The following is a 12,401-nucleotide window of genomic DNA, read 5'->3' as shown; positions in this document are numbered from 1 at the left end:
CAAATCCCTACATCGCCAGCTCCAAGTTGACGCCGTACGAGGTTGATACGATGGTGCTCGGCCTTGTGCGCTTCAACACCTATGGCGAGATCGCCACCGCGATCCGCCGTAGCCCGCAAGCGCTGCGTCCGGTTCTAGCCCAGATCGAACGCCGCATGTATTTCGAGTTCGACGGCTGGCCGATCTTCCACCTGTTTCAACTGTCCAGCTACAGCCTGAACCGGAAGCACGTTCCCTTTATCAACGAGATACCGAACGTCATCGAGTGTGTTCTTCGTATTCCAAGGGCAAAGAACAGCCGGGGCCTGCGCACAACAGGGCCGGAACTTTCGCTTGACGCAGAGGTGGCCTGTCTTTTCAATTGTCCTCAGCACTTGCCGCCAAACCCGTTCGTTGAGCGATACGGCTTTGCCCGACCTATCCAGAACTTTAGACCGCATCCCTTGGAGCAAGAATGCCACACGCGCATCGGCCTCAAGAAATCCTGCTCATCCTGCCCCGGCACGCTGCGGGACAGCACGCTCACCAAAAAGGTGCATTTTTTCCGCTATGCCATGGAATACGCCGCCAGGTTCGGCAAGCCACGGCATCAGTATGTTGATATATTTATCGCCCGCATGGCGTATGCGCTTGTGTGGCGCGCATTCGATCTGAATATGGGCCATTTTCTGGCGGTTAGGTCGCTCGTTCATCGAAACAACTCCGGCAATCTTGACCATGACGCCCGCGCGGAATATATGAAAGAGATGGTTGGCAAGGACAGGCACCACGCGGTCGCGGCGGTGAATAACGCGAGGAAGTACGCCAGCAACCTCATTCTCGATCATCTCGTCCAAAACCCAATCCGTGTAGATCGCAGGGGCGCGCACAAGAAAATGACTTGATCTCTTCGCCGCGCAACGCAATCCTTCAGCCCCGTTTGAACGCCCGACGCAGGGTGCTGGCATCTACCCCCATTTCAGAGGCGACACGTGCGACCGGCTTGCCCGTCTCTGCTACCGCAAGGCGGGCTTGCGCGACGGCCGTATCCGAGAGCTTGCGGGGGCGACCGAGGGTCTTGCCCCGTTCTCGTGCGGCAACCATACCCGCGCGGGTTCGCTCGGCGATCAGCGCCCGCTCAAACTCGGCCAGTGCGGCCATGATGTGAAAGAGGAAGCGCCCGCCGGGAGACGTGGTGTCGATAGATTCGGTAAGCGAGGCAAAGCCGATGCCGCACCGTCCCAACTCGTCAATGATCTTGACCAGATGTGCGAGCGAGCGGCTGAGACGGTCGAGTTTCCAGACGACTAGCACATCACCGGGGCCGAGGACATCCATCGCCTGTGCCAGTCCGGGGCGCTCATGTGTAGCACCAGAAACGGCATGATCCTCAAATACCATCCGGCATCCCGCCAGCCGTAAGGCGGCGCGTTGCAGATCAAGATTTTGTTCCTCTGTGGAAACACGGGCATATCCAACTTTCATGTGGGCATCCCGCCTTGCAGTATGATTCATGGAAAGTCTTTCAGGGAATCCTCAATGGAAAACATGCGGATAAGTCGACGCGAAATGGCTCCATTTCCCCTGTCGCTGGACGGGTGAATGATTTTGCAAAATTCGCTGATCCGGGGCTGAGGTGTTTCTCCAAAGGCCAGAACTTGGTCGCGGTTTGAATTGTTTTGCAACGGGCGCGAATCGTGATAAAATTTCGCGCAAAAGGGAACCTTAATGCGTGCGTAATTTTCACACATTTTTCATATCAATATTCTAAAATTATTTCTATTGTTTATGCTGACAATACTCCCGGTTTCCGCCATGGCAGCAGAGCTGCACCTCACCTGATGGTGTATTGGGTGAAATGAATTACAATGTGACCTACGGCGCATTTCAGGGATGTACCCCAGAAGGGTGGATAGCCTTTCACCGGCCTGTCTGTCCTGATGGGGATAGATGCGGGTTACCAGAATGCACCGCTGAAAACTGGACGGCGCGTGCTGCGCCAGAAGCCAATAACTGGTTTTCCGTGACCTATGGCGGCGGACAATTCGTTGCTGTGGCGACCAACGGAACCAACCGTATCATGACCTCCCCTGACGGCGCAAATTGGACAGTGCGCGCAGCACCAGAAAATAATAACTGGTATTCCGTGACCCATGGTGGTGGACAGTTTGTTGCTGTGGCGACCAACGGAACCAACCAGATCATGACCTCACCTGACGGTGTGAACTGGACGGTGCGTGCTGCACCAGAAGCCAATGTCTGGTCTTCCGTGACGTATGGCGGTGGACAATTCGTTGCCGTGGCGCAGAACGGTGCCAACCAGATCATGACCTCACCTGACGGCGTAAACTGGACAGCGCGCGCAACGCCAGAAAATAATTTCTGGAATTCCGTGACCCATGGTGGCGGGCAATTCGTTGCTGTGGCGCTGAACGGCAGCAACCGGATCATGACCTCGCCTGACGGTGTAAACTGGACGGTGCGTGCTGCACCAGAAGCCAATGTCTGGCCTTCCGTGACATATGGCGGTGGGCAATTTGTTGCCGTGGCGCAGAACGGTGCCAACCGTATCATGACCTCTTCCTGTCCATGACGATGCCAGAGAATTTCTGAACAATAGGTCGCGTCAGACAGGTTTGATTATTACGCTTCGGTGTCAATAATTGAGGTTTCCCAGCCTTTCAGCGATGGGCAAGATGTGTGTTGTAGTACAACACCATCTTGGCAAGGGGACCCGCTGCGCGTTCCCGTTGCATCCCTCCGGCCTTGGCTCTTGCAGGGGATTGACCCCATTCCAGAGCCAACGGAACGTATCACCGTTCCATCACTCGCAGGGCTTGGAGACGTCCCTCTCCACCTGCACCGAACCATGGATCATCGGAGCTATCGCGCTCCCCTGAACCCCACTCGCAAGGAGACTTCGCTCTCCCTGCACCCATCAACTTGGGCGGCGTTCCTGCCCCCAAGACCCCAGACCATTTCATGGAGACGACTTCATTGAGACCAATAACGGGAGCGTTTCGCCGCTGCCCTTCCTAGGAACCTTCCCACCGAGCAAAGGGCGTTCCTGCCCCTTGCATCCCTGACCAACCGTCCGCCGATTGGATGCCGCCAGCGCGTCGGCGCTGAACCCGATCAGGAGTGTCCTGTGCCGCTCTACATTCAAGTTATAATTAACTATCGGCGGCGCTCTCCAGCGGTATTCGACACACTTCTTTCCCACATAAGTATAGCCGCAAACGATGAGTTTTCAGTTTCTCCGCCAGCCCAGCTTCTTGCGGATTTTGACGCATCATGGATTTTTTGAATTTTTTCAAATCCATCCTTTCCCATCGAGAATTTATCTATTGAAAACTCGACGCCACTTTCAGTGCGATTGACTTTGTAGGAAAAATATTCATCGTATGCATTTCCGTGGTAGGTGACCATTGAAACCTTTATCCCAATGCTGTATTCGAATATCGTACACAATTTGAGCACATCTGTAGGAATATCAATATGCCTCTCATGCTTCTCTCTTTTTTGATAAACCTTAAAAACATCTCGTTCAAAAATTTCCTGCCCTATTTCATCCGAACTAAACCCCTCGTATAGTATGATGTCACCTTCAAAAAATGAGCGATCATCGAAAAGGGTGCGCATGCGCTGCGGATAATCAATATCTATCCAATTATTTTTCGGGCATGCGCCCTGAAATGGGCAAGCTGAATTTTCGCCTGACGTTATTATCCTAATGCTAACTAGATTAATAATTAATATATCACTTATCCTTCGCATCTCTCCTCCGGTGTTTCTTATTTCTATGACCTCCGGGCAATCATCACAGTCATCGTATCTAGTAAGGGAAATCTTTATATGAGGCGCTCGCGACTTCTTTAGCTCAGCCAGCCCGGATTCTGAGTTTTTAAGTAAAGTATATAGACTGTCTTCAAATTCATTGCCTGCAAAATTTTCGGAGGCCGACTCTATTAATTTAAGAACCTGCTCTATTCTGTCTGCCGCGCCGGTTGAGATGTTGTTGCAGTTTATTGAATATGTTACGTTGTTTATGTTTTCCGATCTGGAATTTATTACGTTGCAGCTCCCCGTCACCTCAATATCTTGAGCGAGAGCGATCCTTGGTGCGAGAAATAGGAAAAAGCTAATTATTGTTGCAGTTGATGTTGTTGTTCCTGCTTTCCCCAATAACATTGCAGTCTCCATTGGCAGATGATGAGGACGTCGGCGAGGCGACAGGAAAGAAGTAAATTATAACAAGAACGGCCATCGCCCCGCCCGCGCGAATGACATTCTTATACCTTAAGTCAATAAATCCTGGAATTAATGCCGCCAACGCAGCACCAGAAATTCCGAGAACAATTCTAAAAACAGTATACTGAAAATCAGTTGGATTCGGAACTATAATGGCAATCCAAATCAAAGCGCCAATCATCACCAATCCAGAAATGAAAACCGCAATTCTTTCCCACGTTGGTTGATGGTAGTTCTTTGCTTGCATCTTGGATCGATCCCGCCCGCATTCTGAATGCCCTAAGCCACCTAATTTCATAGAACTAAACGTTTTCATCGGCCAGCCCAGACGGGCTGACACCTGTTTTCTTCTGTAAGAGGGGGTCTTGACCCCCAGCCCTTAAGACCTGAACGCCCCGTTGGGGCGCGTCCGGCGCGTGTCCCCATCCTTCCGCGCGCTGTGCGCTTGTGCAGGACGGGCGATGCCCCTCACGCCAGACGGGTCTTGACCGCTTCCCCCGCTCACCGGCGCGGGCCTCGTTCCGGTTGCATGCGCAACCAGCAAAAAGAGAGAGGAAGAAAAAGTGAAACAATCAAAAGGAGATATTAGAATCTATGTGGCCTGTCTGGCCGCCTATAACAGCGGCTACCTGCATGGCGCATGGATCAATGCCGAGCAGCAGGCTTACGACATTTACGCGGATGTCCACACGATGCTGGCGGCTTCCCCTGTGGAGGATGCAGAGGAATGGGCAATCCACGACTATGAGGGCTTCGAGGGTGCGCCCCTGTCCGAATACATGGGGCTGGAACAGGTGGCGGAACTGTCGGTGTTCATCGCCGAACATGGCGAGATCGGCGGCAAGCTGGTCGAGCGTTTCCGCGATTTGGGTGATGCCCGCCGCGCCATCGAGGAAACCTATGCGGGGGCATATCGGTCGCTAGCCGACTTCGCAGAGGAGATCACCGAGGAAACGGGCGAAGTTCCCGAGAACCTGCGCTATTACATCGACTATGACCGCATGGCGCGTGATCTGGAAATCTCCGACGTCTTCGTGATCGAAACGGGCTTCGAGCAAGTCCATGTGTTTTGGAGCCACTAACATGCGCACCGAGACACACAGCATCACATGGCGCGGCATCCGCATCGACATCACCTTCACGCCGGAGAAATTCGGCGTGGTCGATCACATCGAACTGGACAGCGGGGACAGAACCCCGCTGCCCGTCACGGAAACGGGCTACCGCTCGCACCATATCCCCATTGGAACGGTCGCAGGGCATGGTGGCGCGGTGGCCTATCCGCGGCGTCTCGCCCGGGCAGCGCCTGTCTGCCCGTCAGGCCCGCACCGCGCCGCTGGCGGTAGCCTTCGGCGAATGGCTTCAGGCACAGCGCCGGAAAATCTCCGCCAAATCCCGCCTGGGCGAAAAGCTGACCTACATCCATAACCAATGGGACGGGCTGCAAACCTTCCTGGCCGACGGCCGTGTCGAGATCGACTCCAATCGGGTCGAGAATCTCGTCCGCCCGATGGCCCTCAATCGCAAGGATGCACTCTTCGCCGGTCACGACGAAGGCGGCATGGCCTGGGGACGCATCGCCTCGCTCATCGAGACCTGCAAGATCAACGGCGTCGAGCCCTTCGACTACCCCAAGGCCACGCTCACCGCCATCGCCAGCGGCCATCCACAAAGCCGTCCCGACAACCTGCTGCCGTGGAACTTCAAGCCGGCAAGCTAAGCCGACCGTGGTCGCCTGCGAACGCTTACAATCAAAGCAGCAGTCTTTTAAGCATAATGACGCTGCGAAGCGTCCCGTCCTTGCTCAGCATATTTGCGACGCAATCATAATGCTGAAAAAGCACGATAAAACTGCCAGGGTGAATGAAGCCTGTCTGCGCCACAATACATGGTGATCGCGCCATATGCCGCTTCCGCGTCAAATTTTGCAATGGCATTTCGCATAGCAAGAACTCTAAACCCGCCCAAAACTGGGTTTGGGCGGGTTTTTGTGCGATCTGGGCTTATGCCCGTGCCAAATGACGGATTACCGCGATGAATCGGTCGACCTCTTCGCAGGTGTTGTAAAATGCCAGAGATGGCCGAACCGTGGTTTCCAAGCCAAAGCGGCGCAGGATCGGCTGGGCGCAATGATGCCCGGTGCGGACAGCGATTCCCTCCTGATTCAGCGCCTTTCCCACATCTTCGGTCGTATGGCCATCAAGCACAAAGGACAGAACCGATGCCTTGTCGCGGGCCGTTCCAATCAGGCGAACGCCTTTTATGGGACGCAGATGGTGGGTCGCATATTCCAGCAATTCATGCTCATATCGCCCGATATTCTCGATCCCCCAACGCTCGACATATTCCAGCGCCGCACCCAACCCAACCGCGTCGGCGATGTTGCCGGTGCCCGCCTCGAACTTATTCGGCGGCGGCTGAAACAGTGTCCGTTCGAACGTGACATCGGCAATCATATTGCCGCCGCCCTGCCAGGGAGGCATGTCCTCCAATATGGCCTTGCGCCCATAGACCGCACCTATGCCGGTGGGGCCAAAGATCTTGTGGCCCGAGAATACAAGGAAATCGGCTCCGATATCCTGCACATCCACCTTCATGTGGCTGACCGACTGCGCGCCATCCACAATGGCGCACAGACCATAGCGTTTGGCGATTTGGACGATTTCCTTGACAGGCACCACCGTTCCAAGCGCGTTTGAGACCTGCGTGACCGATACCAGCTTGGTGCGCGGCGTGATCAGGCGCTGATATTCCTCAAGGATGACCTGACCGGAATCGTCGACCGGGATCACCTTGATCTTTGCGCCCTTTTCCCAAGCCAGTTGCTGCCATGGCACGATATTGGCATGATGTTCCAGATGAGAGACGATGATTTCATCGCCTTCACCGATATTCTTGGCGCCCCAGGTCTTGGCAATAAGGTTGATGCCTTCGGTCGTGCCGCGCACAAAGATGATCTCGTCCGCGGATCCAGCCCCGATGAACCTGCGAACGGTATCGCGCGCCTTTTCATAGGCATCGGTGGCGCGGGCCGCAAGTTCATGCGCGGCCCGGTGAATGTTCGAGTTCTCGTGTTCATAGAAATACGACAGCCGGTCGATGACCTGACGTGGCTTCTGGGTCGTGGCCGCATTGTCGAACCATACCAATTGCCGCCCATTCACCCGTTCCTGCAAAATCGGGAAATCGCGCCGGACCGCATTCACATCAAAGGCGGGGTGACCCGATTGCGGCAATGGCGCCGCGGGTTCGGGCTGTGCCGGGCGGGCCGGGGCATAATAATATTGCCCCGACGGTTCGTCCTCCAAGGCCGGCTTTGCCAGCAATGCGCGCAGGTCTGCTTCACCCGGCAGCCCAAAGCTTTGCGGCGTCACCAGATCCTGGCTGGGAATGTCGCCTGCCGCGTATTGAGGCACCCCCTCGCCCAGAAAGTAAAAGGGCGTGTCTGGAGCATGCTGTCCGGGCGTGGACCGTGGAGTGACCTGTGGCACACCCAGAGAATGCCCGCCAAAGCGGCCATTCAAAGCCGGGGGCACGATGGCAGCCACATCCGGCAATCCATTGGTCGCGGCGGATTTAGGCACAAGCGCGGGTGCCGACGCGACAGCGCCCGCCGCATCCTGTGGCGTGATGGGCAACATGTTCGCCCCGGGTGCGAATGTGCCCGGCAACGCCGGGCCATTGGCAAGCGGGCCAGGGCTGAACCCCGCGGGAACGGGCTCGTTCGGCAATGGGTTGGCGGGCAACGCCCCGCCTCCCCCGGTCCCCGCAGCCCCCGGAAGGGCCGCAAAGAACTGTGATGCCAATTGCGTCAGCGTCGCCACATCCGGCAGGCCCGCAGGCGGGGCAAGATCACTTGTAGGTGTCGGGATAGTCATGGAACTTGCCAATCTCCACATCATCCAGAACCGCCAGCGCATCAGGCGACTGCACGACCAGGCTGCAATACAGGCTGATCAGATACGACGCGATGGCCGCTCGGTTGATCCCCATGAACCGCACCGACAGGCCGGGACTTTGCTCGCCCGCAAGGCCGGGTTGATACAGGCCGACAACGCCTTGGCGCTTGTCGCCGACACGCAGCAGCAGGATTTTCGTCTTGCCATCCACCACCGGCACCTTGTCGGATGGAATGATCGGCAGACCGCGCCAGGTCAGGAATTGCGACCCGAACAGCGACACCGTGGGCGGCGGCACGCCGCGCCGCGTGCATTCGCGGCCAAAGGCGGCAATTGCGTCGGGATGGGTCAGGAAGAAGGCCGGCTCCTTCCACACGCGCGAAATCAACAGGTCCAGATCATCCGGCGTCGGCGCGCCGGTCAGCGGATACAGAACCTGATCCGGGTGCACATTGGCCAACAGCCCATAGCTCGGGTTGTTGATCAACTGGCCTTCCTGCGTTTCCTTGATCGTCTCGATGGCAAGGCGCAGCTGCTCCTTCACCTGATCAAAGGGGCTGGAATAAAGGTCACTGATCCGGGTGTGGACATCAACGATGGTCGACACGCCATTCAGGAAATATTCGCGCGGGCTTTCCTCATAATCCACAAAGGTTTGCGGCAGTTCGGATTCATCTTCGCGCGCGGTGCAGGCAACCAGAACCTCTTCGGGGTTCCTGACCTGGTTCAGGCGATAAATGCCAGCCTCGACCGGCAGCCATTGCAGCAGATGGACCAGCCAGCGCGGACTGATCGTGGGAAGGATGGGGGCAGTCTTGGTCGCATTGGCAAGCTGGCGCGCAGCATTGTCACTTAGTGCGGCCTGGGAAACGGGTTCGGCCATCGGAGGCTCCGGTAAGTGTTGAGGAATGAGGTTCGGTCACATGCTTCAGGTCATGCGGTTTTCCTTTCCTTCGGCTGATCGACAGAGCGCGCGCGCGCCTGCGACACGATGGTCAAGGGGGGCACGTCCTCGGTCACCCAGACGCTGCCGCCAAGAACCGCGCCGCGCCCTATGGTCACGCGGCCAAGAACCGTCGCGCCGGAATAGATCACGACATCATCCTCGACGATCGGATGACGCGGCAAGCCTTTTATGGCGTGGCCATCCTGATCCGTGGGAAAGCTTTTGGCGCCCAATGTGACGGCCTGAAACAACTGCACCCGATTGCCGATGATCGCGGTCGCTCCAACCACCACCCCGGTGCCATGATCGACAAAGAATTCCTCGCCGATCGTGGCACCGGGGTGGATGTCGATCCCCGTGGCACTATGCGCAAGCTCGGATATCAGCCGCGCGATCAGCGGCACGCCCAGGCGATAAAGCCGGTGGGCGATGCGATGGTTGATCAGGGCCTGCACGCCCGGATAGCACAGCAAAACCTCGTCCACGCTGCGGGCGGCGGGATCGGCACGGAAGGCCGCGACCACATCGGTATCCAGCAGCCTGCGGATTTCGGGCAAACTGGCCGCAAAGCCGGCGACCACCTTACTTGCCCTTTCGGACGGGGTTTCCGGCAAGGGGGGCGCATGGTGGCGCGCATCCCAACTCAGCTCCAGCCGCACCTGGGCCAGCAGTTCCGACAACACGGAATCCAGCGTCAACGCCACATAGCGGTTTTCGTTTTCCTGCCGCAGATCAGCCGGACCAAGACGCATGGGGAACAGTGCCCCCCGCAGCCCCTCGACGATCCGGGCAATGCTTTCGCGCGATGGCAATTCGCGTGGGCCGGGCTCCTGAAGTCGGTGATACGACTGCCGCCATGCGCGTCGCACATCGGCAAGACCGCGCACTACGGCGTCGATATCGGGCAGCGCCACGGTGGGCGACGGGTATTCAGCACTCATGATTGGCTAGAAAATCTCGCTGTATTGGGCCGATTGTGGCACGAAGCGTCAGTTTTGTTCCCACGGCAGCCCCCTGAAACGCCAACCGTCGGACGTTCCACGATGCCCCTGCGGGTCAAGGCTGCCCTCGAACCCTTCGACAATGTTGTAGACGCGTGAAAAGCCCGCCTTGCGCAGCGCATCTGCGGCCATGCCCGAGCGATTGCCGCTGCGACACAGCAGAACCAGCATCACATCCTTGGGCAGGATGGCCGAGACCTGCCGCACGAAATGGGGGTTGCGGGTCATGGCCGTGCCCGTCGCCCATGCGACATGCAGCGCCCCCGGAACCCGTCCGACATAGCTGTGCTCTTCGATGGTGCGGACATCCAGCAGGGTCGCCGCCCCGGCCTGCACCAGTTCCCAGGCATCTTCCGGCGAAAGCTGCCAAAGACCATCAGCCATGATCGGCACTGCATGGTCGAGAGCCTTTGCGATATCAGAGCGCAGGTTCATCATCCGTCCTTTCGATCGGCAACGGGGGCGTCTAGCCGATCATAGCCGCCAAGAAGCTTTGGCGAAGACCAATTGTGCGTTCCAAAGCGGAAAGGCCGCAATATGGAAGGAACGGTTTGCCGGACAAACAGGGACGGAATGAATCGTCTCTTCCAGATCCTGTTCGCAGTTGCTTTCCGCTGACCAGTCGCGGCGCCATCTTGGGAACGAAGGCGGGTTATCCCAGAGCCTTGGCCAGATCACCTGTTTTAGACTTCAGCAAGAACTGGGCATAGGGCGCGTTGAACAGGGCGGATATGCCCGCGTCCTGAAGCAGCCTTGCCGCGCGCTTACCGAAGGGTGACGCGATCCTTCTGAACATTTATGCGGCATCATCGGGCACGCCGTCCGCCGGCGCCGGCTTCTTCATCGGCGGACAGAAGCGAAGCACATCCTGGACCCAGGGCTCGGCGTCCGGTCCGATCCGTCGTCAGTGCCTTCGACCCGCGCACCGCCGACGTCCATGTCGAGAACACCGGCGATCCGGCCTGCCCACAACCAATCCCACCGTTCTTGACGGCCCCGTGCCGGCCATATATCTTTACAATAAAGATTAATTATGATCAAGATATACTGATCTTTCTTCCCAAACGGCATCGAGGAACACGCTTTGAGTATGAAGATCGAAAACTCTGCGGACGATGCGCGCAACTCACCCGGCCCGCAGCTTGCTGGGCCAGCGGCTACGGTCGGCCCGGTCCAGGCATCCATTCTCTCTGCCGGGGCGGTCAGTGAGGGAGCGGCCGCTGTCGCAGAAGAGCCATCGGCTGGCCGCCGCTCGCGCGGGCCTGCCGGCAAGATTGGCGCCGTTGTCGCCATCCTGATCCTTGGCAGTCTTGGCTGGCAGGTCGCAAGTGATCTGCATGCCCCCTCAAGTGCAAGCGGTGCTCTTATGGCCTTCACGGCTCAGATCGCGCCGCGTGTCTCGGGGCAGGTAACCCTGATCCATGTCGAGGATAACGAGAGGGTTGCCGCAGGGGCACCCCTGTTTGCGCTGGATCCCGCGCCTTTCGATCTGGCCGTGCGCCAGGCGCAGGCGGCACTCGACCAGGCGTTGCTTACCTTGGCCGCCTCATCGGTGTCTCTTGCAGGTGCCGAGGCGCAGGTCGATCAGGCCCGTTCGGCGCTGGTCAATGCGCAGGCAAATTCCGCGCGCACAGGCGCCCTGTTCCGGCGGGGGCAAAGCACGCAGGTCAATGTCGACAATGCCGAAGTGCAACTCCGCACTGCCCAGGCCACGCTTGATGCCACGCTGGCCGATCTTGAAAGCGCCCGGCTGCAACTTGGGGATGGTATCCGCGACACCCCGCAAGTGCGAGCCGCCCGGCTTCAGCTTGAACAGGCGCAACTGAACCGCGACTTCGCGGTCATCCGGGCACCGACAGCCGGTGTCGTCACCAATTTGCGTATGGCCGTGGGACAGCACGTCAGTGCCGGCTCCCCGGCTGTCACCTTCGTCGCGACAATCGAGCCCTGGGTCACGGTGGACCTGCGCGAGAACCAGCTTACCAATGTCGATATCGGCGACACGGCGCGCCTTCTGTTCGACGCCGTTCCCGGACGGACCTTTGACGCAAAGGTGCGCGGCATTGCATGGGGCATCGACACCGGCCGCACCGCCGCGAACGGCCTGCCGCAAAACCAGTCGTCGACGCGCTGGTTCGAGCCCGCCCGAACGATCCCGGTGCAGCTTGAATTGCAGAACTCCGAGGAATGGCCGCGCAACGTTCGCGTCGGATCAAAGGCGACGGCGCTGATCTATGCAGGAGGGTCCAATGGTATCGTCGCAAGGGTGTCCAGCGGCTTTCTGTGGGTCAGATCCTATATCTCCTACCTCTATTAAGGCGCTAA

General features: G+C 57.8%; 12 protein-coding genes. 5 read left to right on the top strand and 7 right to left on the bottom strand.

The window, feature by feature from the left end; all coding sequences use genetic code 11:
* Positions 1–884, top strand: an 884-nt coding sequence (locus QM682_RS05060; RefSeq protein ID WP_415127734.1) for a hypothetical protein, incomplete at its 5' end; no start/stop codon positions are given.
* A 25-nt stretch (positions 885–909) separates the two neighbouring features.
* Here the strand turns inward: QM682_RS05060 and QM682_RS05055 are convergent.
* The gene (locus tag QM682_RS05055; RefSeq protein ID WP_415127732.1) at positions 910–1,464 is read right to left on the bottom strand and encodes a recombinase family protein; all 555 of its coding nucleotides are present in this window, start codon (positions 1,462–1,464) and stop codon (positions 910–912) included.
* A 373-nt stretch (positions 1,465–1,837) separates the two neighbouring features.
* Here QM682_RS05055 and QM682_RS05050 point away from each other — a divergent pair, with 373 nt between their 5' ends.
* A complete protein-coding gene (locus QM682_RS05050) occupies positions 1,838–2,572 on the top strand; it encodes a hypothetical protein (RefSeq protein WP_415127730.1) in 735 nt (244 codons plus the stop codon).
* Between the two features lie 584 nt (positions 2,573–3,156).
* Here the strand turns inward: QM682_RS05050 and QM682_RS05045 are convergent.
* Both QM682_RS05045 and QM682_RS05040 read right to left on the bottom strand, forming a co-directional pair.
* Positions 3,157–4,170, bottom strand: a complete 1,014-nt coding sequence (locus QM682_RS05045) for a hypothetical protein (protein WP_415127728.1) — start codon at positions 4,168–4,170, stop codon at positions 3,157–3,159.
* Positions 4,121–4,570, bottom strand: a complete 450-nt coding sequence (locus QM682_RS05040) for a hypothetical protein (protein WP_415127726.1) — start codon at positions 4,568–4,570, stop codon at positions 4,121–4,123. Before QM682_RS05040 ends, QM682_RS05045 begins: the two co-directional genes overlap by 50 nt.
* Before the next feature lie 223 nt (positions 4,571–4,793).
* Between QM682_RS05040 and QM682_RS05035 the strand changes: the two genes are divergently transcribed.
* Positions 4,794–5,312: an antirestriction protein ArdA gene (locus QM682_RS05035; protein WP_415127724.1), complete on the top strand. Its 519-nt coding sequence runs from the start codon at positions 4,794–4,796 to the stop codon at positions 5,310–5,312.
* A 179-nt stretch (positions 5,313–5,491) separates the two neighbouring features.
* A complete protein-coding gene (locus QM682_RS05030) occupies positions 5,492–5,950 on the top strand; it encodes an IS66 family transposase (protein WP_415127722.1) in 459 nt (152 codons plus the stop codon).
* A 283-nt stretch (positions 5,951–6,233) separates the two neighbouring features.
* On the opposite strand, the gene QM682_RS05025 is transcribed toward QM682_RS05030, so the two are convergent.
* From QM682_RS05025 to QM682_RS05010, 4 genes are read right to left on the bottom strand one after another with little or no spacing between them, the layout of a single operon-like run.
* Entirely contained in the window at positions 6,234–8,108 is a 1,875-nt protein-coding gene (locus tag QM682_RS05025; protein WP_415127720.1) for a family 2A encapsulin nanocompartment cargo protein cysteine desulfurase, read from the bottom strand.
* Positions 8,083–9,012: a family 2A encapsulin nanocompartment shell protein gene (locus QM682_RS05020; RefSeq protein ID WP_415127718.1), complete on the bottom strand. Its 930-nt coding sequence runs from the start codon at positions 9,010–9,012 to the stop codon at positions 8,083–8,085. Before QM682_RS05020 ends, QM682_RS05025 begins: the two co-directional genes overlap by 26 nt.
* Positions 9,013–9,062: 50 nt before the next feature.
* On the bottom strand, positions 9,063–10,016 hold the full coding sequence (epsC, locus tag QM682_RS05015; protein WP_415127717.1) for a serine O-acetyltransferase EpsC: 954 nt from the start codon (positions 10,014–10,016) through the stop codon (positions 9,063–9,065).
* 48 nt (positions 10,017–10,064) lie between these two features.
* A complete protein-coding gene (locus tag QM682_RS05010) occupies positions 10,065–10,460 on the bottom strand; it encodes a rhodanese-like domain-containing protein (protein ID WP_415127715.1) in 396 nt (131 codons plus the stop codon).
* 706 nt (positions 10,461–11,166) lie between these two features.
* On the opposite strand from QM682_RS05010, the gene QM682_RS05005 reads away from it, so the two are divergent.
* Positions 11,167–12,393: an HlyD family secretion protein gene (locus QM682_RS05005; protein ID WP_415127740.1), complete on the top strand. Its 1,227-nt coding sequence runs from the start codon at positions 11,167–11,169 to the stop codon at positions 12,391–12,393.
* The last annotated feature ends 8 nt before the right edge of the window (positions 12,394–12,401 follow it).

This window comes from Paracoccus sp. (in: a-proteobacteria) (assembly GCF_047605025.1).
In the GTDB taxonomy this organism is placed as follows: domain Bacteria; phylum Pseudomonadota; class Alphaproteobacteria; order Rhodobacterales; family Rhodobacteraceae; genus Paracoccus.
The sequence above is the reverse complement of the archived record's forward strand: the minus strand, read 5'-3'. Positions and strand labels throughout refer to the sequence as shown.